Annotated in this window: 26 protein-coding genes and 1 pseudogene; 16 read left to right on the forward strand and 11 right to left on the reverse strand. The window is 55.8% G+C overall.

Going from position 1 to position 25,966, the window contains the following annotated elements:
• Positions 1-203 precede the first annotated feature (203 nt).
• On the reverse strand, positions 204-1,484 hold the full coding sequence (locus tag PP263_RS05575; protein ID WP_308367378.1) for an aminotransferase class V-fold PLP-dependent enzyme: 1,281 nt from the start codon (positions 1,482-1,484) through the stop codon (positions 204-206).
• A 160-nt stretch (positions 1,485-1,644) separates the two neighbouring features.
• Here PP263_RS05575 and ppsA point away from each other — a divergent pair, with 160 nt between their 5' ends.
• The 3 genes from ppsA to PP263_RS05590 all read left to right on the forward strand — a co-directional run bounded on the left by ppsA (position 1,645) and on the right by PP263_RS05590 (position 5,234).
• On the forward strand, positions 1,645-4,086 hold the full coding sequence (ppsA, locus tag PP263_RS05580; RefSeq protein WP_308367379.1) for a phosphoenolpyruvate synthase: 2,442 nt from the start codon (positions 1,645-1,647) through the stop codon (positions 4,084-4,086).
• 190 nt (positions 4,087-4,276) lie between these two features.
• Positions 4,277-4,522: a hypothetical protein gene (locus tag PP263_RS05585; protein WP_308367380.1), complete on the forward strand. Its 246-nt coding sequence runs from the start codon at positions 4,277-4,279 to the stop codon at positions 4,520-4,522.
• 247 nt (positions 4,523-4,769) lie between these two features.
• Complete coding sequence (locus PP263_RS05590) at positions 4,770-5,234, forward strand: hypothetical protein (RefSeq protein WP_308368565.1); 465 nt, start codon at positions 4,770-4,772, stop codon at positions 5,232-5,234.
• A 204-nt stretch (positions 5,235-5,438) separates the two neighbouring features.
• Here the strand turns inward: PP263_RS05590 and PP263_RS05595 are convergent, their stop codons facing one another.
• The 3 genes and pseudogenes from PP263_RS05595 to PP263_RS05605 all read right to left on the reverse strand — a co-directional run.
• On the reverse strand, positions 5,439-6,455 hold the full coding sequence (locus tag PP263_RS05595; protein WP_308367381.1) for a hypothetical protein: 1,017 nt from the start codon (positions 6,453-6,455) through the stop codon (positions 5,439-5,441).
• Positions 6,456-6,651: 196 nt separating this feature from the next.
• Positions 6,652-7,647: a carbohydrate kinase family protein gene (locus PP263_RS05600; RefSeq protein WP_308368567.1), complete on the reverse strand. Its 996-nt coding sequence runs from the start codon at positions 7,645-7,647 to the stop codon at positions 6,652-6,654.
• 120 nt (positions 7,648-7,767) lie between these two features.
• Positions 7,768-7,872, reverse strand: a pseudogene (locus PP263_RS05605) (hypothetical protein); the annotation flags it as partial.
• Positions 7,873-8,234: 362 nt separating this feature from the next.
• On the opposite strand from PP263_RS05605, the gene PP263_RS05610 reads away from it, so the two are divergent.
• Complete coding sequence (locus PP263_RS05610) at positions 8,235-8,645, forward strand: low affinity iron permease family protein (protein WP_308367382.1); 411 nt, start codon at positions 8,235-8,237, stop codon at positions 8,643-8,645.
• Between the two features lie 71 nt (positions 8,646-8,716).
• Here the strand turns inward: PP263_RS05610 and PP263_RS05615 are convergent, their stop codons facing one another.
• On the reverse strand, positions 8,717-9,259 hold the full coding sequence (locus PP263_RS05615; protein WP_308367383.1) for a cytochrome b/b6 domain-containing protein: 543 nt from the start codon (positions 9,257-9,259) through the stop codon (positions 8,717-8,719).
• A gap of 55 nt (positions 9,260-9,314) precedes the next feature.
• Entirely contained in the window at positions 9,315-12,023 is a 2,709-nt protein-coding gene (locus PP263_RS05620) for an HAD-IC family P-type ATPase (protein ID WP_308367384.1), read from the reverse strand.
• 175 nt (positions 12,024-12,198) lie between these two features.
• Here PP263_RS05620 and PP263_RS05625 point away from each other — a divergent pair, with 175 nt between their 5' ends.
• The 12 genes from PP263_RS05625 (at position 12,199) to PP263_RS05680 (ending at position 22,985) form a co-directional block, all read left to right on the forward strand.
• Complete coding sequence (locus PP263_RS05625; protein ID WP_308367385.1) at positions 12,199-12,687, forward strand: Crp/Fnr family transcriptional regulator; 489 nt, start codon at positions 12,199-12,201, stop codon at positions 12,685-12,687.
• A gap of 490 nt (positions 12,688-13,177) precedes the next feature.
• A complete protein-coding gene (locus PP263_RS05630) occupies positions 13,178-13,498 on the forward strand; it encodes a hypothetical protein (RefSeq protein WP_308367386.1) in 321 nt (106 codons plus the stop codon).
• Between the two features lie 101 nt (positions 13,499-13,599).
• Positions 13,600-14,121 carry a hypothetical protein gene (locus PP263_RS05635; protein WP_308367387.1) on the forward strand — a complete coding sequence of 174 codons (522 nt, stop codon included), beginning with the start codon at positions 13,600-13,602 and terminating at the stop codon, positions 14,119-14,121.
• A gap of 667 nt (positions 14,122-14,788) precedes the next feature.
• Entirely contained in the window at positions 14,789-15,115 is a 327-nt protein-coding gene (locus PP263_RS05640; RefSeq protein WP_308367388.1) for a hypothetical protein, read from the forward strand.
• Between the two features lie 104 nt (positions 15,116-15,219).
• Positions 15,220-15,741, forward strand: a complete 522-nt coding sequence (locus tag PP263_RS05645; RefSeq protein WP_308367389.1) for a hypothetical protein — start codon at positions 15,220-15,222, stop codon at positions 15,739-15,741.
• 501 nt (positions 15,742-16,242) lie between these two features.
• On the forward strand, positions 16,243-18,186 hold the full coding sequence (locus tag PP263_RS05650) for a PhoX family phosphatase (RefSeq protein ID WP_308367390.1): 1,944 nt from the start codon (positions 16,243-16,245) through the stop codon (positions 18,184-18,186).
• A gap of 542 nt (positions 18,187-18,728) precedes the next feature.
• Positions 18,729-20,177, forward strand: coding sequence for an alkaline phosphatase PhoX (locus PP263_RS05655; protein WP_308367391.1), 1,449 nt, complete (start codon positions 18,729-18,731; stop codon positions 20,175-20,177).
• 187 nt (positions 20,178-20,364) lie between these two features.
• Positions 20,365-20,865, forward strand: a complete 501-nt coding sequence (gene rimI / locus PP263_RS05660; RefSeq protein ID WP_374693718.1) for a ribosomal protein S18-alanine N-acetyltransferase — start codon at positions 20,365-20,367, stop codon at positions 20,863-20,865.
• A gap of 204 nt (positions 20,866-21,069) precedes the next feature.
• A complete protein-coding gene (locus tag PP263_RS05665; protein WP_183457223.1) occupies positions 21,070-21,339 on the forward strand; it encodes a hypothetical protein in 270 nt (89 codons plus the stop codon).
• Between the two features lie 11 nt (positions 21,340-21,350).
• Entirely contained in the window at positions 21,351-21,590 is a 240-nt protein-coding gene (locus PP263_RS05670) for a hypothetical protein (RefSeq protein WP_308367393.1), read from the forward strand.
• 23 nt (positions 21,591-21,613) lie between these two features.
• Positions 21,614-21,865: a hypothetical protein gene (locus tag PP263_RS05675; protein ID WP_308367394.1), complete on the forward strand. Its 252-nt coding sequence runs from the start codon at positions 21,614-21,616 to the stop codon at positions 21,863-21,865.
• A gap of 103 nt (positions 21,866-21,968) precedes the next feature.
• The gene (locus PP263_RS05680; protein ID WP_308367395.1) at positions 21,969-22,985 is read left to right on the forward strand and encodes a succinylglutamate desuccinylase/aspartoacylase family protein; all 1,017 of its coding nucleotides are present in this window, start codon (positions 21,969-21,971) and stop codon (positions 22,983-22,985) included.
• 225 nt (positions 22,986-23,210) lie between these two features.
• On the opposite strand, the gene PP263_RS05685 is transcribed toward PP263_RS05680, so the two are convergent.
• From PP263_RS05685 to PP263_RS05705, 5 genes are all read right to left on the reverse strand, one after another.
• The gene (locus tag PP263_RS05685) at positions 23,211-24,104 is read right to left on the reverse strand and encodes a LysR family transcriptional regulator (protein ID WP_308367396.1); all 894 of its coding nucleotides are present in this window, start codon (positions 24,102-24,104) and stop codon (positions 23,211-23,213) included.
• Positions 24,105-24,148: 44 nt separating this feature from the next.
• Positions 24,149-24,487, reverse strand: coding sequence for a potassium channel family protein (locus PP263_RS05690; RefSeq protein WP_308367397.1), 339 nt, complete (start codon positions 24,485-24,487; stop codon positions 24,149-24,151).
• A 62-nt stretch (positions 24,488-24,549) separates the two neighbouring features.
• Complete coding sequence (locus PP263_RS05695) at positions 24,550-24,768, reverse strand: hypothetical protein (RefSeq protein WP_308367398.1); 219 nt, start codon at positions 24,766-24,768, stop codon at positions 24,550-24,552.
• A 104-nt stretch (positions 24,769-24,872) separates the two neighbouring features.
• Entirely contained in the window at positions 24,873-25,331 is a 459-nt protein-coding gene (locus tag PP263_RS05700; RefSeq protein ID WP_308367399.1) for a hypothetical protein, read from the reverse strand.
• 259 nt (positions 25,332-25,590) lie between these two features.
• Positions 25,591-25,818, reverse strand: coding sequence for a hypothetical protein (locus tag PP263_RS05705; protein ID WP_183457236.1), 228 nt, complete (start codon positions 25,816-25,818; stop codon positions 25,591-25,593).
• Between the last annotated feature and the right edge of the window lie 148 nt (positions 25,819-25,966).

Consider the following 25,966-nt stretch of genomic DNA (forward strand, 5'->3'; position numbering starts at 1 on the left):
AATGAATTCCTGTGAGGCCGTGGGGCACCGGGACCAGGCACCAGAAAACTATAGACCAGTAGACGGAATCTGCCTTGTCTACGATCGAGAATACAAAAGAAAAACAGGCGCCCAGGTTGAAATAAAGGTCAACCTGGGAAGCGCAGGCTGCCAATCCAAAGCATCGAGGAGGTATAGACAGACAGCCTGAAGAAGGCTTGGCACTAACTTCCCAACTCTCGAAGTGCCTGCAACACCGGTTCGACTTCTGACGTGGAATTGATAAGTCCCGGTGCGATCCGAGCGTATGAGGGACTGTAAGGGGTGGTACTGGCAACGATATTGCGCTCCATTAACCGATCCACCACCTGCTCGGGTGACATCCCATCGACTTCAAAGCAAATGGTTCCTGCAGAGAGATTTTCCTCCATGGGGGTATGCAGCTTCACATGAGACATCTCGGCCATCCCTTCCTTGAATTTCCGGTTCAAGGAATGAATGCGATCAGTGACACGAGTCCTGCCGATCCCCTGATGGAACTCAAATGCTTGCGCCAGCGCCCAGAGATGTTCAAACGGTTTGTATCCGCCTGGCGACATAACCTCTCCCCACCCTTCACCATGCGAAAAAGTGGGAATGGTCGGTGACACGGCTCCCTGGGATTGGGGAGCCCCCCAGACAATCCCTGTCCCGCGGGGACCAAACATCCACTTATGTGTTCCGGCGATAAAGAAATCACAGCCCAAAGCACTGATATCGATGTCCTCGACGCCCAGGCCATGAACTCCGTCGACACAGAGCAATGCCCGATCATCTTCGTTGCGGCCCGCATTAATCTCAACAAGAGCATCGGCCACACCCCGAATGGGAAACTTTAACCCTGTACTCGAGTGGACCCAGGTGAGTGCAATAACCCGCGTATTGGGGCGAACTTCCGAAATCAGTCTCTCCACAATTCTGCTTTCGGAGACAGGCTCAATTCCCTCGTAGAGAGGGATCTCGCGTACAGAAGCGCCCGAGCGGGCTGCCTTATAACGCAAGGACTCATGGGTAGAGTAATAGTCGTGATCCGTGGTGAGCATTTCCTGGTCTTCCCGGATCTTCACTCCATTGTATACAAGAGCCAGCCCCATGGTAGTGCTGTCGGTCAGTGCAATATCGTCGCTTTCCACTCCCATGTACCTGGCCGCAGCCTGCCGCACTTTCCGTTGAAGCTCCACGTTATTATCCAGTACATACACTGCCGGATTTTCATTGAGCGCTTTCCTATGCTCCTCGATGGTCTTGCGGACAGGATCGGGATTAGAGGCAATCAGCAGGCCAGCAAGATGAATGTAATCAGGAGACAGCGCAAAGCGCGCACGTATACTCTCCCATTCATCAGAACCATTTTTCTTAGCCTGGCCATTCGCCGTCGACTTTCCGCAGGCGACAACGCCTTGAAGGGTGCTGGCGGTTGCCCCCAGCCCTAACGAACGCAAAAAATCCCTGCGGTTTAATGTCATCCCAATCACCTCCGGCGGGATTAGCACCATCGCGGCCCGGGCCCAGGCACCGGGAAACTATAGACCAGCAGCTGGGAGCCGCCTCAGCTACGATCAAGGATACAAAAGAAAGATGGGCGCTCAGGTTGAAAGAATGGACAATCCCGGAGGTGCATTCGCAATGCCAGGTGATCGCTATATCCGCTGGTTCGACCAAATAGGCTTGGACGACGTCCCCCTGGTAGGCGGCAAGACCGCATCCCTCGGGGAAATGTACCGGGCCCTGGGTTCACAGGGAATTCACGTGCCAAATGGATTTGCAATTACCAGTGCTGCCTATCGCGAGGTTCTCGATCGCGCCGACCTCTGGAAGCCCCTCCGCCGGCTGATGGACCGGGCGCAGAAAGACAACAACCAGGCGGAAATTGCCAAAGAGGCTCGAGCCCTGATCTACGATGCGGGCCTGCCCGATGACCTGAGCGAAGAGATAAGCCGGGCCTATCTCGACCTCTGCGAGCAATACGGTCCGGGGTTGCGGGTGGCGGTGCGCAGCTCCGCCACAGCAGAGGACCTGCCGAATGCCAGCTTTGCGGGGCAGCACGACAGCTTCCTGAATATCGGCGACAACGACGGCCTGCTCGACGCCTGTCGCCACTGCTTCGCTTCCCTGTTTACCGAGCGCGCCATCAGCTATCGCGAACGCAACGGCTTCGATCACTTCAAAGTCTTCCTGGCCATCGCGGTAATGAAGATGGTGCGCGCCGACCTGGCCGCCAGCGGGGTCATGTTTACCCTGGATACCGACAGCGGCTTCCGCGATGTTGTCTTTATCAACGGGGCCTACGGCCTGGGTGAAAATATCGTCCAGGGTACGGTGGACCCGGACGAATTCTATGTGCACAAACCCACCTTCGAACTCCGCCACCGCTGCGTGCTGCGCCGGGAACTCGGCGCCAAGCAGCAGACCCTGGTGTGCGACGAAGACCTCAACAGCCAGGAAATGCACAATATCGACACACCGGACGAACGCCGGCGACACTTCTGTCTCAGCGACGAAGAGGTCCTGACCCTGGCGGACTACGCCATAAAAACCGAAAAGCTCTACAGCGACCAGCGCGGCAAAGAATCCCCGATGGATATCGAATGGGCCAAGGACGGGGACGACGGCCAGCTCTACCTTGTGCAGGCGCGCCCGGAAACCGTCGCCTCGCAAAAAAAACGCAGCCAGTTGGAGCGCTACCACCTGACCGAAAAGCCCGGTAAGCAATCCGTGCTGGCGCGCGGACGCGCCATCGGTGCCAATATCGCCAGCGGAAAACTGCGCAAAATAGACAATGTCAAACAGCTCAAGGACTTTCACGAGGGCGAAGTGCTGTTTGCCGAGAACACTAGTCCGGACTGGGGACCGGCTATGCGCCGCGCCGCTGCGGTCATCACCATACGCGGCGGACGCACCTGTCACGCCGCCATTGTCGCGCGCGAGTTCGGTATTCCCGCCGTGGTGGGTATCGGCGGCGACAGCGTCAATTTGAACGATGGAGAAACCGTCACCCTCTCCTGTGCCGAAGGGGATGTCGGTATAGTCTACAGCGGAGAGGTACCCTTCGATGTCACCACCATCGAACTGGAAGACCTGCCCAGGCCGCACACAAAAATGATGATCAACCTGGGCAGCCCGGAACAGGCCTTTCGTCTGAGTGCCCTTCCCTGCGACGGTGTCGGCCTGGCGCGCATGGAGTTTATCGTCAACGAATACATCAAGGCGCATCCGATGGCACTCCGCTTTCCCGAGCGGGTGGAGGACGAGGAGGCGCGGCGACGGATCGCCGAGTTGACCGCCCTGCACGAGAGCGGCGGGGATTTCTTTATCGAAAAGCTTTCGGAAGGCATCGGCACTATCGCCGCGGCCTTCTACCCGCGCCCGGTGATCGTACGCACCTCGGACTTCAAGTCCAACGAATACGCGCAACTGATCGGCGGCAGCACCTTCGAGCCCAAAGAGGACAACCCCATGCTCGGCTTCCGCGGCGCCGCGCGCTACGCGCACGAAGCCTACGAAGCGGGTTTCGCCCTGGAGTGCGCCGCGATCAAGCGCGCGCGGGAGATGATGGGGCTGAAAAACATCAAGGTGATGATCCCTTTCTGCCGCCGGATTCCGGAGGGTGAAAAGGTCCTCGAGGCCATGGCGAATCACGGCCTCAAACAGGGCGAGGAGAACCTGGAAGTCTATGTGATGTGCGAGATCCCCAACAATGTGGTGCAGATCGATGCGTTCAGTCAACTATTCGACGGCATCTCCATCGGTTCCAACGACCTGACCCAACTGGTGCTGGGCGTGGACCGGGATTCGGATATCGTCGCCTTCGATTTCGACGAGCGCGACCCCGGCGTGCTGGAAATGATCCGTTGGGCCATCGAGGGCGCGCACCGCAACGGCATCCACGCCGGTATCTGCGGCCAGGCGCCGTCGGACTATCCGGAGGTGGCGGAATACCTGGTGCATCACAACATCGACTCCATCAGTCTCACCCCCGATGCGCTGCTGGACACCATCGAAAAGGTGGCAGCGCTAGAGGAGCGCGAAGGCACTTCTGCCGGAAAGGGCAACGACACCTCGGGTTGACCTGGATCAAGGGATGCCCCCCCCTCTCGGTCGATTAACCTCCTTTCCGTCCCCGGCGGCCCGCCAGCGGAAAAGAGCCTGTGGCGTCGCCGTTTGAATTTGTTAACAGAGCGTATCGCCATATGGGGCTGGGCCCGCTCGTCCATATGGCCGGCCCTGGCAATCACTTCTGACTCGCGGTTTTCCCGAAATGACACAAGCATCCAATCGCCTGCGCGCCGATCTCTCGCCGGAACTGCTGTCCCGCTACAGCGGTTCCTGCCCGCGCTACACCTCCTACCCTACTGCTGACCGGTTCGAGCCCCTGGAGAGGACGGAGCCCTGGCTCGCCCTGGAGAATATCCGCAGGCTGTCACTGTATGTGCATACCCCCTTATGCCACTCGCTGTGTTACTTCTGCGCCTGCAACAAGGTAATCACCTCGATTGCCTGCTGAAGGAGGCGCGCTGGTACCGTGATCGGGTGGCCAGTGCGCCGGTGGTGCAACCGCATCTCGGTGGCGGCACGCCCACCTTCCTCAACGATAGCGACCTGCGGCGCCTGGTGGAGGGGCTGAGGTAGGTGTTCCAGCTCGGCTCCGGCGACGCCGTCGAGTACAGTATCGAGGCCGACCCGCGCACGCTGGAGCCCGATACACCCTGGTCACCCTGCACGAACTCGGTTTCAACCGCCTGAGTCTCGGCATCCAGGACTTCAATACCGAAGTCCAGCTGGCGATCAACCGTATCTGCTCTCCGCAGCAGGTGGAGCAACCGACCACCGCCGCACGGGAGAACGGCTTCCGCTCCATCTCCTACGACCTGATTTACGGCCTGCCCCGGCAGACGGTCGCTGGCCTGCAATCCACCCTGGACAAAGTGATGGAGCTGGCGCCGGACCACATCGCCCTCTACCACTACGCCCACCTGCCGCACCGTTTCAAGGCACAGCGGCTGATCGACACCGACACCACACCGGGGCCGATGGAGAAGATCGCCATGCAGCTGGCAGCGGTTTCGGCGCTGGAAAACGCCGGCTACGAATTCCTGGACATGGACCACTTCGCCCTACCCGGGGACGAGTTGGCGCGGGCCGCCCGCGCGGGCCGGCTCAAGCACAATTTTCGCGATCGCGCCCGTGCTCAGGAGCCGGTCCGCAGGCAACGCTGAAACGCTCTTCGGCGCCGGGTCGATGCCAACCAGTCCAAGTCGGAAAAATGCTCGCCGATATAATGGAAGATCGGCAACTCAATGGGGTCGCGGTTCGCCAGTTGCGATGCCAGATACCGAGCGGGAACAGCTCGCGCTCGTCACTGCCCTCCAACGTCACCGGCTCGGAATCTGCCATTACCCACAGATTCCTATTTTAATAACCTATTTCCGCGCCATCTGCTCGCTGAACTGATATCCCTCAGCGTTATTCAAAATCAGATCCTGCAACAATGCCAATACCACCGCTAGTGATTTCTCGATACCGGAGTTGTGTTGCGCCAACTGCTGCATGATCTCCTCATCGGCATTATGGAACACCAGGTCCGGGCGCCGAACCGGATGCTCGCCCAGGAACAGGGCCAGGCGCAGGCGGTAGAGTTCCTTGAAGCAATCGGCGGCTTCCGGTGGGCGACCCAGGATCAGGCTGACCCGCTCCCTGGCGTGCTGCATATCTTCGTCGTTGCGCGTGCCAACCAGTTGTTCCAATTGGTTGGCCACAAGCATGGCTGTTCGGGCACCGTAACGATAACGCTGCTGGGCAATTTTCAATAGGTCGATGACCACTTTGTTGATTGGGGAAATGGCGGTGTTGCGTTCACTTGTGCCGGCATTTTCGAACCAGTTCCACACGGTTTCAAAATCCAGTTGGCGGATGCTCGGCCAACTATGGTCGATAGCACTGAGGTGGGCATCATGGAATGCCTTGGAGTCAAAATCCTGAGCTTCAAAACGATGGGCATGGGTGCCGGCAAAGTCGGTGCTCAGGAATTGGCAGGACCCGGGCAGGGCAAGGTTCATCCCCAGCAGCAGTTGTTGGATAAAAACGCTGGCGGTGTTATACATGGAGTAGAGATCAGTCTTGGCGTCCAGAGCTTCTATGGTCAGGTCCAGGCGGCTGCCGATTTGCACTTGGCTGTCAGCTGCATGTTGCTGACGGCAGCTGTCAAAACTGCCGGCTGCGCTAACGGCGCTCTGCATCAACCCAATCAGGGCGCTGGCATCCACTGATACTTTGTATTCCCCCAGTTGGTCCCGGCACGGGTCCTCAACCACAAATTTACGGGCGTTGAAAAAACCATCGATAAACTGCCACAATGCCACAATCCGGGCGCTGGTGTCCGCGCTGCCGTTGGGAATGGCATTGTGGATATCAATGGTGATGATTTCTGTAGTTTGCATTAATAAGACTCCAAATCTCGCCGGGATCGGAAAGGATGTGCCTCTTCATCATTCACCATTGCCTTGGCAAATTCCAGTAGCCAAATCTCCTAACATTTCTTTCACAACCACCTTTCTTTTTGCAGGAAATTGTCAGCGTATGAAATATTAGGACATTTGTTTATAACTAATAAATGTGATGTGCTCTGCGCACCCATCAGGAAGAAACCGCCAGAGTTAACTTTTCAATCCGGTGTTCGCACTGGTTCGCCACGTCGCGCAGTTCCTCCCATGTGAGCAGTTTCTCTTTTGCTCCCTTATACTGCAACACTGATTCTGAGTTACACATAGCCAGATGCAGGGCGGTTTCTGTGTCCTTTCCACGAATGATGGCGGCGGTGAAGGTAGACGTGAAGGCATCCCCGGCACCAGTAGTTTCGCAGATACTGATATCTCTTCTAGGCGTGCCGTGATAGCAGTACTCGCGATCATAGACCCAGGCTCCGGCGGCACCATCGGTGATGGCCATATATTGGCAGGGAAGTTTCGCCATGGCTTGCAACATTTCGGTTACCGGTGGCAGAGATGTGTAGTTTAGGCCAAGAAATTTACAGGCCTCTTCCCGGTTCATTACCAGCAGAGTCACCCGATCCACCAGCCGTTGCAGACGTTCATAACCCAATTCCGCCTGATAACTGCTGGGATTGAAGGCGACCTTGAACTGATTTTCGTCAACAATGTGGATCACGGTTTCAAAGCTCTCACCCAGCATGCTGGAAATATACAACCATGGGGTATCCAGTTTGGGAATGTCCGCTTTGGTCAGAAAATCGTTGGCGCCCTTGTAGGCGAGGATGGAGCGGTCGTCCTCGATACTGTTGAGAATGACTGAGAAACCTGTCTGGCCGCCGCGTGGGCCGATAAAGGTGACCTTTTCCTGGCTCAGTCGGTCCAGTACGAAATCGCCGGCAGCATCTTCACCGATCTTGCCCAGGAAGCCCGTGTTCAATCCCAATCGGGCAAAGGCGACTGCCGTATTGGTACCACCGCCACCGGTAGTGGTGTTGAGTTCCTTGATCAACAATTTGCTGCCCAGGGGGAACGCAATCAGCTCTTCGTGGCTGGTACGGGTGTCAACCTTGATCAGTTCAGAGTCGATGTCAACGAAGTGGTCGACGGTGGCGCTTCCGATGGTAACGACGTCAAATGTCATATTTTGATCCTGAGTACAGGAAGCATAAACGCCCCTTTCCGTTCTTGCCAACGGTAATTCACGAGCACTAGTAGGGCATTCTCCCTGCTGCCACGCGAAGTTTGTGCATTTGGACGTCACTACGCCGCGATCATCGCTGATGATGCGGTTGGAGACAGTTTTCAGCAGTTCATTGGGCAGATTCGCCCAGCGCGCGGTCATAAAGTCGATAACTTCCACGGCGCGCCACATATTCATAGCACCGGGCATCGCCGAACAAAGCAGCCTGCCTCAGTGACGGAGTTGAAACTCGCGAAACCGTCTGAGACAACCATTCTGCCTTTACTCAGAACGCGTTCACAGCGAATTATTGCCGCAGTCGGTAACGCGCAGGTTTTCGTCGATGGCGATTTTTGGGTGCTGTGATAATGTTTAAAATATGACTATCGTTTTAATATCCGAGTATCGATCTATCCGTGCCGCGTCCATAAAGAGAAAAATCTGCACCAGCTCGAAACACGCGATTAAAATTTCTCCGTTGTCGACGGCTAGGCTCCGGCCTGCCTGACCAATCAATCCATAGACCACCCAGCATCGAGGAAAGCGTTATGCGTCCCACAACCTGGTACTCAAAGCTCGCAAAATCCTCTGCACATTTTTGCGGCCGGCCGAGAACTTTTGTAGCCGCCCTGGGTATTATTCTGCTCTGGGCAATCACTGGACCGCTATTCGCATTCAGCAATACCTGGCAGCTCATCATAAATTCGGTTACCACCACTGTCACCTTCCTGATGGTATTTTTGATCCAGAATACCCAGAACCGGGATACAGAGGCAATGCAACTCAAATTGGACGAACTGATCCGAGCAACCAAGGGAGCACACAATGCATTACTCGACCTGGAGGAACTGGATGAAAACAGCCTGCAAGAATTCTTGCGCAGATATGAACGACTGGCAGCCATCGCCAGGGAGGAGTTAGCTCGCGGTGTTCAAGACACTGGGACACCGGAGCCTTGAGGAGATGCGTTGGCGCACCGGTTCCGCTCGGCGACCGCTCCCGGACCATAACTCCGTCATCGGATTCAGCCCTACTTTATCCATGGCAACATATGCCGCAACGTATCGTCACTTTTGACAAAGTGGTGCCACAGCGCGCCGCTGACATGCAACAGTAGTAGCGCCAGTAGCGCATTCCACAGCAGATCCTCGTGCATGAATGCCAGCTGCTCGACGGTATCGGTATTCTCCTTTACCAGCGGCGGCAGTTTAACCAGCCAAAACAGGGGCGTTTCCTTGCCGGAAAACTGGCGCATGGCAACGCCGGTAATCGGCATGGCCAGCATCAGGACATATAAGAGCGCCTGAACCAGTAGCGAGACTTTGCGCTGCCAACGCCCGCCAAAGAGCTCTGGCCGAGGGTGGGTAGCGCGCCAGTATAGACGCAGCAGGACGAGCAGCAGTATGCTGAACCCAACAGTGAAGTGCAGGTATTCCCACCACTGCCCCATCGAGTCACCCTTCTCATAGAGTTCGCGCATCTCCACAGAAGCCCAGGCGCACAAAATCAATATGGCGATCAACCAGTGTAGTCCTTTGCTCAATGGATGCCAGCCTTCGGTTCCACTTTTCACAGACAACCCTCTGGTTGATTTTCGCGGGATGGCAGAGGCGCGCGGCACCAGGCCATCACTGCGATTTGAGGTAGCCGGACTTCGACATATACAACAATAGCTCCATCGCCAAGAGCTGCAACAACGCCACCGACAGCAGTGCCCCCCAGTGCGCAAGACTTACGGGGGAAACACCCAGCACGCCTTGCATCAACGGTGAATACATGGCGAGGATATGTATCGCCTGGGCGGCCAGTGTGCCGAGGAGCAGAACCGGGTTGGTGAACAGCGGCTGCCGGAATACCGAGCGGTTTTCCGAGCGGCTATTGAACACCTGGACGTTCTCGAACAGCACCATCAACAACAGCACACTGTTGCGCGCTGTCTCCACTTCCCAGCCCTGTCGCAGCAGCCAGCTGAAACACAAAAAGCCGAGGCCGCCCATCACCACCCCCGAAACCACTACCCGGCGCACCATCGACGGATTGAACAGCGATTCACTGGGCGACCGTGGGGGTTTTTGCATCTCGTCGCCCTCACCGGGTTCCAGCGCCAGCCCGATGCTCTGCAGGCTGTTGGTCACCAGGTTGAGCCACAGTAACTGCACCGGCGTTAGTGGCAGGGGCAGCGCAAATGCGGAAGCCAGCAGAAACAGCACGATTTCCGCCGCGCCGGTGGAAACCAGGAAAAAAACCGTCTTGCGGATATTCTGGTAAGCGATCCGCCCCTCCTCCACCCCCGCCACCACCGAGGCGAAGTTGTCGTCGGTGAGCAGCAGATCCGCGGACTCCTTCGCCACATCGGTGCCCCGCCGCCCCATGGCCACACCGACGTGGGCAGCCTTGAGCGCCGGCGCATCGTTCACCCCGTCGCCGGTTACCGCGACAAATTCCCCCCGGCCTTGCAGCGACTGCACGATGGTGAGTTTCTGTTCCGGCGACACCCGGGCATAGACCCGGGTGCCACTGGTCAGCGCATCCACCGCCTGCCCTCCCCGGGCTTCGGCGTCCGCCAATTGCATACCAGTGACCGCGGTTTCCCCCCTGCCGGCCAGCCCCAGTTCCCACGCGATACTCAGGGCGGTGTGCGGATGGTCTCCGGTCAGCATACAGACATTGATTCCCGCCGCCCTGCACTGTGCAATCGCGTCGGGGGCCGAATCCCGCAGCGGATCGAACATCGCCACCAGGCCCAGCAGGCACAGGTTTTCCAGATTGTCCGCGGCAAAGGAATGTCGGTTGTCCCAGCTTCCCTCAGCCATCGCCAGCACCCTGGCTCCCCTGCCCGCCAGCTCCTGCATGCGCGCCAGAGCCAGCTTCCGATCCAGCGGAATGTCGCCATCCGCACCGGCCATATAGCTGCACATCGGCAGCAGCTTTTCCAGCGCTCCCTTGACGCAGACCAGTTGGCGCCCGTCGTCGCGGTGCAGCGTGGCGGCAAAGCCGAGTGCCGGTTCGTAGTGAATCTGGGCCTGCAGCGAGTATCGGTCCAGCAGTTGGCCCGGCGCCTGGTGGTTTTTGTGCGCGAGCACCAGCAGCGCCTGATCCACCGCGTCGCCGCTGCCGTGCCACTGGCCGCCCTCCAACTGGCGCAGCTCAGCCTCGTTGCAGAGTGCCGCCACACGACTGAGCCGGGCCAGGCGTTCGGCATCCCCGGGCTGTACCTCACCCTCCAACGGCAGGCAATCCCCGATCGGTTCTGTACCGCCGCCGGTCACATGGAATCCACGCCCGTCGAAAAAAGCCACTTCACGGGCCACCAACTGGTTCAGAGTCAGGGTGCCGGTTTTGTCGGCGGCGATCACCGTGCAGGAACCGAGGCTCTCCACCGCCACCAGCTTGCGCACGATAACGTGGCGCTTGACCATCCTGCGCATGCTGACAGACAGCACTATGGTGAGCGCCATCGGCAGACCTTCAGGTATCGCCGATACCGCCAGTGCCACTGCCGTCATAAAGATCACCAATACCGGCGTGCCCCGCGCGAGTTCGATCATCGCCAGCAGCGCCACCGTAATCAACAGCGCGACCGTGAGCCTTTTACTGAAGCGCTCGATACGCTGGAACAACGGCGGCCTGACGACGTCGGCGCTTTCCAGGCTGAGACTCAATCGCCCCATCTCGGTATTCAAACCCGTACCCACCACCAGGCCCCTGGCTCGCCCAGCAGTAACCAGGCTGCCAGCGAAGCACTGGTTGCAGCGCTCCGCCACAGGCGTATCGGGTTCGCAAATGGCATGGCTATCCTTATTCACTGGCAGCGATTCACCGGTTAGAAAGGATTCGTCCACCTCCAGGCCGCGGGCTTCCAGCAAACGCAAGTCCGCGGGCACGCGATCTCCGGACGACAGCAGCACGAGATCACCGGGCACCAGTTGCTCGGTAGCCAGCTCGACGATTTTCCCGTCGCGCAGTACTCGTGTGTGGCTGACCAGGAGGTTACGGAGAGCCTCGGCACTGCGTTGTGCATGGTATTCCTGTAGTGCGCCGATAAGCGCGTTGAGCAGCAGGACCAGACCGATAAACGTTGCGTCGATCAGCTCCCCCACGCCGAGTGAGACAACTGTTGCCGCCAGCAGTACATAGATCAGCGGGCTGACAAACTGGCGCAGGAACAACCGCCAGAAACCCGGCAGTTGTGGCAGGGGTAGCGCATTGGTGCCATAACTGGCAAGGCGCCGCGCGGCCTCCATGGCCGACAAACCATCTTCACCACTATTCAGTCGAGCGGTCGCTTCGGCCAGAGGTAAGCAGTGCCATTGGCGCTGGCTGTCAGGATCGATCATATCGGCACTTGCGGCATCCGGCTGTACACGGCTTGGTAAACATGCGGCCCCCGATTCTGCAACATTAGATGAAAAATTTTATGTCCCCACCTTTAGACAGTATTGATCAATATCAATCAGGTCGTATCTTACTAATAAGGCGGAAGGGAAGGATCACTCTACCGGAACGATTGCCATGCAACAGGTAGATGGTGGTCTTTTGCTGGACAAACTCGGCATCGACTATTTGAAAAATGCTGCGACACTCGGCGCCCTGTCCGACCAGGCGCTTACTTATCTTATGAAAAAAGGTCGTATTCACGCGCTACGCAAAGGCGAAGCAATATTCGAAACAGGAAAACCGGCGGGTTCCTTCTTTGTCGTTCTCGAGGGGTCTATTGCCTACTACCAAGCGTTGAATAATCACAGCGAGCACATATACGATTTTCATTTCGGGGAGGCGATAGGCTTCGTCAGCATGATCGCACTGACACCATGGCCTGGAACAGCGATAGCCACCAGTGACAGTTATGTGTTGGAGGTGACTAAAGATCTGTTTTACGCCTTGCATTACGAAAAACCATCAGACTTCGGCGTGCTTTTGATTAACCTGTCCCGAGAGTTGGCGCGGAGAATCCTAACTCTTATCAAGATGGTGGCGGAACTGAAAAGCACTAACCATTGAGAGTCACCCGGCGCTGCGCTGAATCGATCGCGACGGATCGATACAGGCTTCAACTACGGCGAACTGACCAATCCTTTGCCAACATATTTGGAGACCGGATGTCGGGAAAGGCGATCGCGTGTTCGCTCTCAGCGAACGCACTCCCGCACTCTGTAGACCGAGAGGAATTCGACTCCGAGCATCGGGTCAACGGTTGGATCGGTGATAGCCCAGAAAGAAATCGAAGTCCAGCCGCGCACCCGTCCCGGAGAAATTATGCGCCATCTGCTGAAAGTGCGCGACCAGGGCCTGCCCTAGGGTGATACCTCCACCTGGAATAAGGGGAAGAAGACAAAGGGGATAAAGCGAGCTTATCCCTACACATAACGAGAAACGATTGGTCCCCTCTCCTATTGTTTGCTTAACTCCGTCATGCAGGTTATCCACCTGCCTGGACTCTCACTTACGGGAAGTCGGAGTCCTTTGACATTAATGGAGGAGGATTACTGTCATGAAACAGTTAGTATTCAAGTACGTTTTTCTATTCACTTTTTTACTCACATCGTCCGTTTCAGCATTTGCGGCCCAAACCGCAACCGGCCTGGTGTCCCTGTGGTCTATATCACAAACCCCGGGATTTTCGCTGATTGCCGTCGACGGCACTGCAAATGGAGGCAATTCCGTGTTTTGCGCGGTTGATGCAACAGCCGAATTCGGAAGCACACTGATGAGTTCTGCCGCCACTGCTGCCGTACAAGGCGTAGATGTAACCTTAACGTGTAGTGATGCCGGCCAAGCCCAACAGCTTCAAATGCTGTCAGGCTCCGATTAACTGGCCGATGGTGCGGAGGCGCAGGGTTAATGGGCGCTTCCGCGCCGCTCACCAATGCTATTGATTTTGATTTGATATAGATCCGAAGTCAGGAAGAAATTATGAAAACACATACCCTGCTGATCGCCGCATTATTTTTGTTCGGCATTGTTATCGGTTACTGGACCGGAACTCCGGCAAATCAGGATCTAATGGATAAACACTACAACATGATCCATGAAAACAATGCCTTGCTCGAAAAAGTACATAACCGGCTGAATCAATTTGAAACCGAGGCGACGAGACAGGTCGTGGCCGGGAACTGCCAGACCTACGCCGGGCTGCTGTCCAGCATTCGCGAAACGATCAGTGAATCAATTCGAGATTCATCAGCCGGGTCTGTCGAAGCAACAGTACCTGCCAGCCAGCATGCGGACCCAACTGAAAAACAGCTCGAACTCTATGACGCCATGAAAGCGCGTATCTATGCTTACGCCACATCCGGGCAGCCGCTTATGGAAATCATGTCATCAGATCCCGAGTTTCAGCAGTTAACCAACGAGCAAAAGAAACAGCTGGCCATGGAAGTTGTTTCCCGGATTAACCGTGGTGAAATAACAATGGACCAGATACAGGGACGCTGATGCTGACATACTACCGGGTCGGAAGGAAAGGATACCCCTCTCCCGGGACACGGGCTGGGCGCCCCCCTTAAATCCCTGTACGCTCGTAATCGGCATCCCTGCCTCATACGGTCCCGGGAGAGGGGTATCCTCCCCTTCCGCCTTACTTAGTAAGTGTTAGACCTGCCAGTAATTGCCGGGAACGCGGAACTCCAGCTCCGCTTGCGGGGCCCCAGGCCCGCCTGAAAAGACAGAAGGAACTCTCGGGGGAGAGCGTTGTAACCGCGCAAGCGCGACCAAGACCACTCGCACCCGCCCGGCTCAAGCAGTCACAGAGCCGGCGCGGGCCGCGACACGGGTTATGAAGCTCCGGCTCGGCAGGCCCTAAGGCGCCGCCGATACCCGGTGCGGCCGGGTCAGCCGATTTAGCGCCAGAGGTCCCCGCCGTTTGTATTTTACCCAGGAGGAAGAACTCTACTTCATTTAAGAAGTGGTGCCTCACCAGGTCCAGGAAGGTTTTAGCGTCAACAGACGCAAGGATAAAGCGCGTTTATTCATACACATAACGAGAAGTGATTGGCGCATGCAAATTTCGTTTGCTTAACTCGGCCGTGCAGGTTATCCACCTGCCTGGGCTCCCACATGAGAAGTTGGAGTCTTTTGACACTAATGAAGGAGGACTACTGTCATGAAACAGTTAGTATTCAAGTACGTGTTTTTATTCACCTTTTTGCTCACATCGTCCATTTCAGCATTTGCGGCCCAAACTGCGACCGGCATGGTGAACCTATGGTCTGTATCACAGACTCCGGGATTTTCGCTGATATCCGTCGGTGGTGGCGGTGACGGAGGCGGCGGTGGATCCGTGTTCTGTGCCGTTGATGCGACGACCGCATTCGGGGGCACACTGATGAGTTCAGCGGCCACTGCCTCCGTGCAAGGCACGGAAGTGACCTTAACATGCAGTGACACGGGCCAGGCTCAGCAGCTTCAACTGGTATCAGGTTCCGACTAGCTGATTGTTGGGCGCGGAAGCGCCGGACTAACGGGTGCTTCCGCGCCTTTCAAGAACTTCATTGATTTTGATTTGATACAGATACCCAAAGTCAGGAAGCCGTCATGAAGAGATATACTCTGTTGGTCAGCGCATCCTTATTGTTTGGTATTGCTATCGGCTTCTGGATCGGAAATCCGGCACAGCATAACCTCATGGATAAACACTATAATATGGTTCATGAGAACAATACCTTACTCGAAAAAGTGCATAACCGCTTAAACCAACTTGAAACGGAGTCGATTAAAAGGCTCGCAGTCGGGAATTGTCAGACCTACGCCGGACTGCTGTCCAGCATCAGGGAAACAATCAGCAAATCAATTCTAGATTCATCACCAGGCCCAATTACGGCAGCATCGACTACCGTATATCCGACAGGTCCGACGGAAGAACAGCACAAACTCTACGATACCATGGAACAGCGCATATACACTTACGCCACATCCGGACAGCCGCTGATGGAAGCCATGTCGTCAGACCCAAAATTTGATCAGTTAACCACTGAGCAGAAGAAACAACTGGCCCTGGAAGTGGTTGATCGGTTTAATCGCGGAGAAATAACAATGGACCAGATACAGGGACGCTAGCACCAATGTAAGAACTCGCCTCTGGCCATACACCATATAAGGCATATGCAATACAATATTCTCGGATCAGTGCTTTGTAGAAAAACCTGATTCGTAGCCGACAGGCATAGAAAGGACTCTCGGGGGAGAGCGTCGCGACCATGCAAGCGCGGCCAGTACCACCGCACCTGCCCGGCTCAGCAGTAAAAGAGCCGGAGCAGGCCGCGGCAATATAATCGCTCACAGGAAGAGAGACATTGAAGCGGGCGCAAGCCCGTTTTTTTTCGCAAAATTCACCATAAATTTATATTGCCTGGGGACCTCTGAACAAGTCCACAGACTCTCAGCTAAGCGTACTTCTGGCAGAACTTATACAAGCGCATAAGAATAATTGATTGGATTTATTTATCGTGAATCTTTTATATAAAAACACCTGCTTTATTCAGGCATGCCATCAATAAATTAGCTGGATTTTTTCAGCGCCCAGGGTAGCGATTGCACCTATGTGGAAAGGCAGCAGACATGCAACTCAAAGACATCCTTAGATCCAAAGGAGCCACCTTCAAGGCTTCCGACGATACCCCCCTGAACCCCAATCCGGAGGTCACCTTCGATAAGGTGACAGAAAGCCGTTACGAGCAGCGCGCGATGCCGAAGGAATCGACCTCAGCCAGGGCAGCAACCGACAGCTGTTACCTCTGGGACGAGGTTTCCCATGGTGTTGATGAGACGCATCACGTGGCGCCCGGCTACAGCGCCGAGATTCTGATCCGCTGGGGCGATCCGGTCTTCGCCGACTCGCCGCCCTTCGACCCGATGAATCAGACTGCCGCCGAACAACGGAAGCAGTTCGGCTACAACAACGACTACCTCGGCTACATCGGCCTGCCGCTGGGCTCCGACAACCCGGACCACGGCCTGCTCTGCGTGAATCACGAATACACCAACGAGGAAATGATGTTCCCCGGTATCGGCCGGCAGGATAACAAGGGCTTTGCCGACATGACCGAGGAGCTGGTCGATATCGAGCTGGCCGCTCACGGCGGTACCGTCATCGAAGTGAAACGCGAAGACGGCCGCTGGCGGGTGGTGACCGACGGGCAGTACAACCGGCGCATTACCGGAGGCAATACCGAGATGGAGATCACCGGCCCCGCTGCCGGGCACTACCGCATGAAAACCTCGGCCGATCCGGCCGGCGTAGTCTGCATCGGCACTCTCAACAACTGCGCCGGGGGCATCACCCCTTGGGGCACCTACCTGATGGCGGAGGAGAACTTCCACCACTATTTCGGCGGCATTCTGAAAAACGGCCATCCGGAAGCACGCAACTACAGGCGCTGTGGCGTACCCTCTGACTGGTGCGCCTGGTCGAAGTTTCACAAGCGATTCGACATCAATGCCGAGCCCTACGAGGCCAACCGCTTCGGATGGGTGGTCGAGGTCGACGTCTTCGATCCGGACTCCAGGCCGAAGAAGCGCACAGCCTTGGGCCGCTTCAAGCACGAGGGCGCCGAGCCGATCGTCAATTCCGACGGCCGCGTTGTGGTCTATATGGGCGACGACCAGCGCTTCGACTACCTCTACCGCTTCGTCTCCGAGGGGCGCTACAGCCCGGACGACCGCCCGGCCAACATGGACCTGTTGGATAGCGGCACTCTGTCTGTGGCGCGTTTCTACGAAGACGGCTCTCTGGAATGGCTGCCTCTGGTGCACGGCGAGGGGCCGCTGACGGCGGAAAACGGCTTCTACAGCCAGGCCGATGTGGTCATCGAGGCCCGTACCGCCGCCGACATGCTGGGGGCAACGCCGATGGACCGTCCGGAGGACGTGGAACCGAACCCGTGGGCCGATAAGGTCTACGTCATGTTGACCAATAACTCCATGCGCACGGCCGACGCCGTAGACAGCCCCAACCCGCGCGGTCCCAACCACTTTGGCCAGGTCGTCGAGCTCTCGCCACCGGAGGGGAACCATACGGCTGAACGCTTTACCTGGGAACTGCTGGTGGTCGCCGGCAATCCGAAGTATTCCGAGTCCGGCGCCATTTACCACGAGGCGACTTCGGAGAACGGTTGGTTCGGCTCGCCGGACAACTGCTGCGTGGATGCCAGGGGGCGTCTCTGGGTATCCACCGACCAGGGCCCCAACTGGATGAAGACCGGCAATGCCGACGGCCTTTTCGGGTTGGAGACCGAAGGCGACCTGCGCGGTTACAGTAAGATGTTCTTTCGTACTCCGATCGGGGCGGAGCTCTGCAGTCCCCGTTTTACCGCTGATAACGGGACGCTCTTTGTCGCCGTGCAGCATCCCGGCACCGACGGAACCGAGCACTTCCCCGGCTTCGAACGGAACTCGACTTTCGAGGACCCGGCCACACGCTGGCCCGATTTTACCGAGGGCATGCCGCCGCGGCCTTCCGTGGTGGTAATTCAGAAAAATGATGGTGGCGAGATCGGCACTTGAATAAGGGCTCGCGCTACCGGGAGCCACTGTTGAATCGGGGAAGAGGCCTTGTAATCTATTCCTCTATATCGGAATTCTATTTTTGAGTTTGATAAGCATTCAAATTCAAAACTGGTACCAAAATATCATCATCCAAACAGATCACGGGAAATTATTTCGTCTCTTTTATCCCTTCCGTATATAAGGCGGATTTATACACGCGCATTAAAGAAACTAGTTGGATTTACTCTCTGTAAATTGTTTATATGGCTCGGGTATTTTCCGCAATCAAAAAGGAAAATATGGCGACCAAAACTTCCGGGAAATATCTGCAAGCGGAATTACTGGCGTATCGATTGGCTTTAGTGCCTCAAGAATGAAGCAGCGTGTGAGCTTATGGACTGGATCACATACTATCCTTTCCTTCCGACCCGGTAGTAACTTCCGGGATTCATCGAAGCTTCACGACTTCGAGACAAGAACGTCATGCCTGCATACGTACTTTTCCGGCGCTCACCCGTCCAAACCAGGACATTCCCCACCATAAGAAAAATGGAGGATCTATGGAAAATCACAACGATACAGCGCTCGACCGGCGCCGGTTTGTCAAATCCGGCCTGGCGGCCGGAGTTGCAGCCCTCGCCTTCAGTTCCCTGGCTGCGCGGGCATCCGGCACGCCGGTGAGTAGGGGGCACGGAAGATCTCACGCGCCGGACTATGGCCCGCTGCAGCCGACCAGGGACCTGGCCACAGGGCTGGAGCTTCTAGCCCTGCCAAAAGGTTTCGAATACATGTCCTTCGGCTGGACCGGCCAGATCATGGATGACGGACGTCCCACTCCCACCGACCACGATGGCATGGCGGTTTCCGCCCGGCGCGGACCCTTCATCTCCCTGGTACGCAACCACGAACTCTCCGCCGGCGAGAGCAATCAGTGCCTGGTGGGTGGCAGCATGTACAACCCAGATGAGTTCGGCGGTACCACCAACCTGATTTTTGATCTTTTCCGGGGCCGGTTTGTCTACTCCTACACCAGCCTCGGGGGCACCATACGCAACTGTGCCGGCGGTCCGACGCCCTGGGGCTCCTGGGTTTCCTGCGAGGAGACCTTCCACCCCTGGGGCAGCCGCGCCGATGGCTTCAACCACGGCTATGTCTTTGACGTGCCCGGTTTCGGCACCAGCAACGGACTACCGATTCGCGCCGCCGGTCGCTTCAGTCACGAAGCGGTGGCCATAGATCCGCGTACCGGCGTCATGTACGAGACCGAGGACGCCAACCCCTGTGGTTTCTACAAATACGTACAGCCGGGCGCCGGGCACAGACACTGGCGCGGCAGACGCAACAGAAATGAAGGCCTTCGCGACGGCGGCGAACTCTATGTCCTGGCCGTCGAGGGCGAATCGGGCAAAGATCTGCGCGGCGGCTTCAATGCCGGGGACACCTTCCCGGTCACCTGGGTGCGCGTCACCGATCCCGAGGGCGTCAACGGCCGCCCGTTCGACTCGGCCCCCGGCGCGGCCATCTTCTCTCGCGGCGAGGGCTGCTTTGAGGACGCCGGTAAAATCTATTTCGTTTCCACCGACGGCGGTGCAGAGGAGCTGGGACAGGTGTGGGTCTACGACCCGCGTGCGGAAACCCTGACCATGCTGTACGAGTCCAGCGACTCCGCGGACGTGGACAACCCGGACAACATCGCCATCAGTTCCCGCGGGGGCATCATTTTGTGCGAGGACGGCAGCTGGACCCCGAGCCGCCTGGTGGGGCTGACCACCGGCGGCACCACCTTCCCCTTTGCGGAAAATCGTATTGTGCTGAACGACGGAGATATCGACGTCATCGACGCGGTCTTTCCGGGCACCCGGGACAACTTCTGGGACGACCCCGTGGACGACTACCGCGGTCGCGAGTGGGCCGGCGCCACTTTTTATGGCGACTGGTTGTTTGCCAATGTGCAATCGCCAGGGGTGACTTTTGCGATTCGCGGCCCTTGGAGAAACGGGTGCCTGTAATCAGCAAGCAGCAATCAATAACAAAACGGCAGGGCCGAAGGCGCCGTGAATGCCTGGAACGGCAGGACAGTCGTTTTGCACAGCCGAAGACTGCTCGCAGGGTGAGGGCCAGGGATGGCCAGAATAACGGCCCGGTCGCCACAAGGAGACCGGTCTTTTGAATCGGGCTGGCGACCCGCGTAGCGCAGTGCCGGAACCAAGGCCACTGCGCTTTCGTGCCATGCGCGCGGATGATATCGCCGCTGTTCACACTAATGAAATACTGGCGTATTCCCATCCCTGGACACAAGATGTCTTTAACGATTGCCTGACCAACGGCTGCAGTTGTCTGGTGGCGGAAACAGACAATAAGATTGTCGGCCACGGCATCATGTCGGCTCCCTTCGGCCAAGCGCGCATCTTCAATCTCTGCATTGCGCCGCAGTGGCAGGGCCGCGGCTTCGGCCGTCTAATGGTGAAACATATGCTTGATGTGGGGCGGAAGTATGGCGCGCAGGTGGCATTCCTTGAAGTACGGCCATCAAATATAACCGCCATCCGCCTCTACAAATCCATCGGCTTCAGTGAAGTCGGCCTGCGCCGCAATTACTACCCCGCTGAAGACAGCCGCGAAGATGCGATTGTCATGGTGCTGACCCTCACTTCAGGAACCACCGGATTCTGCACTGCTCTCCGCCCGCGCTGTTAAATCCCGCAAACTCCTACACAGATATATTTATCCAAATCAATCTATCCGAAAGTACAAAATCCTGGTAGAAAAATACTTTTACCCTTCCCTCTTAGCTTTCCTCCACAATCCATATTTATACAAACACATAAAAAGAAACGATTGGTTTTCCCTGTTTTAAATTGTTTATATAGAACCCGTATTCATACAAACAGGAGACAAAACATGTCAACTACACCTAGCGAAGTATCTGTAAGCGATACTATTGATGCACTGATAAACTTTAACTCTTCAATGCTGGACCGATTCGTTAGCCTTATGGAAAAGATCGAGAATGATTTGATAACGGCTGGATCGGGACAGCTTCAAGGAGAAGTAGAAGAGCTATTGCGTTCAATCCTACAAACCGCCGATAAGGCCATAGAGACTTTGCTGTCGTTTCAGGAGAATCTCCAGACGCGCTTTATCGAAAGCTATTTCCCCGCACAGGATTAAAGGTCGTTGTTATGCCCATAAATATATCGGTGGCAGAGGCATTGCTGATCCTTATTCAGCAGAATAAGGAGGTGCTCGGGAATGTGTTGGTCTTTCAGAATGTGCTGGAGTCTGTGGTAATCAACTGGGGGGATGATCAGGTACCTCAGGTAGAACTGGAAAACGGGCTGAACAACCTTATCCAGGAAATTGAGAAATCCCGTAACGTTGTACAATCCCTTCTGGAAGGGCTTGCCACACAGTCCATTTAACATGTTTTGCATAAGAGGTGACAATGATGCCCACGGCAAAGCAGCTTACCGTCGAGCAACTTATACAGCTTTTGATCGATACCGATACAGAGCTGATTGTACTCTTTAATGAGCTTCTGCAGGAACTGCCGCCGAATAGCACAACCCCCGGCGACTTTATCTCATGGCTGACAGATGCTGTCGGAACTACGCATGATTCAGTTCAAACATTACTGTCAATCCAGGAGAAATTGCAGATGGCAGCCGTGGAGAATTTCTTCCCTCCTCCGGGATAATATCTCCGAACAACGGCTGATTCTATTAACCCAAACAACTAAACAGGTCATTGCGACCTGTTTAGTTTTCGCCAACGAGATACTGGCGGATCCAGGCCCGATCATGGCAGACGAATTCAAAATCGGGGAGGTCGTGGTGGCCCCGGGCGAGACCCGGCGCATCGACCTGCCGGTGGTGCGCCTGTACACGGACACCGAAATGTCAATCCCGGTGCACGTTCAGCGGGGTAGGAAAGCCGGACCCTGCGTCTTCCTATGCGCGGCGATCCACGGCGATGAACTCAACGGTGTGGAAATTATCAGCCGGCTGATCAACAGCCGCGCACTCAAGTCCTTGTGTGGCACCCTGATCGCGGTACCGGTGGTAAACGTCTACGGCGTGCTGGGACAGTCCCGTTACCTGCCGGACCGGCGCGATCTCAACCGCTCCTTCCCCGGCTCTCCCAAAGGCTCACTGGCGGCACGCATGGCCCATGTGTTTCTCCACGAGATCGTTTCCAAGTGCGACTACGGCATCGACCTGCACACCGGCGCACTGCACCGCAGCAACCTGCCCCAGATCCGCGCCAACCTTGACGACGAAGAGACCCGGGCCATGGCCAGCGCCTTTGGCGTGTCGGTGCTGCTCAACTCCACGCTGCGCGACGGTTCCCTGCGCGAGACAGCGACTGACTTGGGGGTGCGTACTCTCTTATACGAAGCGGGCGAGGCGCTGCGATTCGATGAACTGTGTATCCGCGCCGGGTTGAAGGGCATCCTCAACGTACTGCGCCACCTGGGCATGCTGCCCCGGGGTCGCGCACGCCATGCCATCGAGCCGTTTGTTGCCCGAAGCAGCGGCTGGCTGCGGGCCAGCGACAGCGGCATCGTCAACCACAGGAAATCCCTCGGCGATCACGTGCGCAAGGGTGAGCTGCTGGCCACCATCGCCGATCCCTACGGCTGCGAACTGGATCGAGTGCTGTGCAACCAGGACGGAATCATTATCGGCCGGCAGAACATCCCGCTGGTGCAGGAGGGCGAGGCCATGTACCACATCGCCTACTTCCGTGAGCCTCACGAGGTAGCGGAAAGCCTGGAATTGTTACAAGACATCCTGCTGCCGGAAGAGAATTTTTAATCTGGTGGGGACAGGCAACTGCCGATCGCAAAATAACGCTTGCCATCGCGCCGGTTATACTAATAAGGCGGAAGGGAAGGATACTCCTCTCCCGGGAGCGTATGAGGCAGGGACGCCGATCACGAGCGTACAGGGATGGGGCGCCCAGCTCGTGTCCCGGGAGAGGAGTATCCTTTCCTTACGACCCGGTGGTAACTGTATTGGATGATATGATTTTTGCGATGGCTATGTCGTGAAGTGGCAGTCTGCATGCTTGAGGAATGCATGAACAGACTCGTGACGGCTGTAGCGTGTATCTCGAATCAGGTGATAGCCCAACATGATTGGTGGATCTATTCTTCGCACGGTCAGTTCTGGTCTTTGCTGCAGGCCTTTTCCTTCTACCTCCGGGACAATTCCGATTCCCATGCCGGCCTGCACCGCGGCAGTCATGGTTTCCAGGCTGCCCAGGTTGTCTATGATATCCAGGGCGTTCCGGTTAATGTTTACCTCCACATGAGGCGCGATCATATTGAAGGCATCCTCGGCACTGCCGCGGCAAACAATCGGATATCCAAGCAATTGATCGACGGTGACATGTTCCCGTTTTTCCAGAGGATGATCCCGGGGAATAATGACTGACAGCGGGACCTGCCAACTACGCTCCACCGAAATGTTTCTATTATTTTTAATCTTCATTGTTACCGCAAGATCTATACTTTGATCTCCTAATTTGAAAAAAATTTTTTCATCATCATACACACTCATACGGACATTAATATTTGGGTTATTCGCAATGAAGCCCGTCAGAAATGTCTGCACAAAGAAAATGATCGTATCCGACGTGGCTCCCAAGCGTAAGTCCCGATCATCGGCATCGATCCTGCGGAGCTTGTAGTCAAGCTCATTGAGTATTTGAACGACGCGTTCAGCATAACCATACGCCATCCGGCCAGTATCAGTGAGTACCACGCCGTCGTGATTGCGATGAAACAGACGGATGCCGTAATACTCCTCAAATCGCTGTATTTGCGACGAAACCGCAGGCTGAGTCATATGCAATATTTTGGCCGCCCGGGTGAAACTATGAGTATTGGCAACGGTGTAAAATACATTTAAACGGCGATTGCCAGTATACATATATTGCTCCAATTGCCTGTATAAACCATTGGTGCTTCCACAAATTATCTCCTATACATAGCTCGCCGAAGTTTTTGACGGGTAACGGTTTTATTTGGCGCTGTGGACGATTTATCTGGTGGAACAGCCTGCCGTACCACTATGCGAATAAAGGCTGTCAGCAGGCCAACGCCGACAAGAATGTAAATGATCGTAAATGCCTTGGAGATCGGTCGGGTTGGCGTCAGATCTCCAAACCCGACGGTGGTCAATGTGACGACACTGAAATAAAGCGCATCCAGCACAGACCAGTTCTCCACCAGGCTGTAAAATGTCGTTCCCGTCACCAGCATCGTCAACACCATGATTGCAAGTTTTCTCTTGGCTGTATCGCGATATTCCATTGTTATCAGGACCGATACCGGGCTGTAACTGAACAACCATTCACAGCCCGGCTTATCAGTGCTTACTCAACTGACTGCTGTTGAATCATTAAGATGGTGAGTTCCCGTATATCGGTACGAATCGCTTCATGCTCCCGAGAGAGCTCATTCACCGCATCGCGCACGATTTCCAGTACATCGAACAGGCGATCTATTCTCCTATCGGATCTGATTTCTCCCAATAGGGCTACGGCTCGATCCAGCGTGCTCTGGATTTGCGTCTCAATTGGTGTGGTTGACATAATTAATCTCCTTGTGTGGTTGATATAGAGGGGTTGCGTTCTGGACCACGCAACTTTTTATATACATTCTGTGTCAGGCATTATTCGCGAGATTTTCTCCAAATTCATTCGGAGCGTTTCTTCTCGACATCCTGGTTTTCCTGACTACTTTCTGGCTCGCTTGTCACCACAACTGTATCACTGACATTCGCCACATTGCTGGAATTGGCAGCATCGCTGGTCGCCGCAGCGCCGTCTGGCCCGACAGCGACAACTCCAACCTGGCTCGCCGCTGCGGCCGAATGCGGTCCAGCAACAGCGACCCCGTATTCACAGGCTGCTGCTGCATAATCAGTTCCGATGCAGGTTGATACTGAAGTGGTTTTGGCAACATTTACCCCAACCGCAGAACCACTGGCACTGGCAGCAGCCGGACCATCGCCCTGTTGGGCTTCGGCGCATGTTGTCGATGTGGCGCTAAACTGAGGTAACCTTCCATAATCCTGCTCACTGCCATCGGGAGTTTCGGCGTAATTCTTCTCCCCGGAATTGCTACTGCTACTGCCCGCTGATGCGCTACTCATAATGTTTCCTCCAAAAATTAAGCTTCCCATGCATCCTTGTGTCAGGTTAAATGACGAATTGCAGTATGACCAGAACTCCGATGACGTTCATCGGAATGTCCAATGCATCAACAGTCATGCCCATTTCCAACATGCGCATGAAAGGGACCTGATCAATACCAGGATTGCAAGCCTGTGATTTTGTATCGCAATGCTTCATTGCTCTTCGGGCCGATACCGGGCCGTGATTAAAAAAACTCACAGCCCGGATCATCACCGATCAGTCAGCTCCAGTTGTTGACTGCTGCTGCATAAGCAGATGGACGAGTTCCCGTACATCATCACGAATCGCATCGTGTTCCCGAGAAAGTCCATTCACTTCATCGCGCACAATTTTCATGACATCAAACAACCGGTCCGTTCTCCTATCGGATCGAATCTCCTCCAATAGGGATACAGCCCTATCCAGCCTGCTCTGAAGTTGCATATCAATTGGCGTTGTTGACATAATAAATCTCCTGGTGGGTTAATATTGACGGGTCATATGACCCGCACAGTTGTCTCACATGTCTGCGGCGTTGCAGACAGATTTGCGAGATTTGTACCTGACTTTATTCAAAGCGCATTCATTTGAACTCTATATTTTTCATGGCCGC

The sequence above is a fragment of the Microbulbifer sp. TB1203 genome, from assembly GCF_030997045.1.
Taxonomy (GTDB): domain Bacteria; phylum Pseudomonadota; class Gammaproteobacteria; order Pseudomonadales; family Cellvibrionaceae; genus Microbulbifer.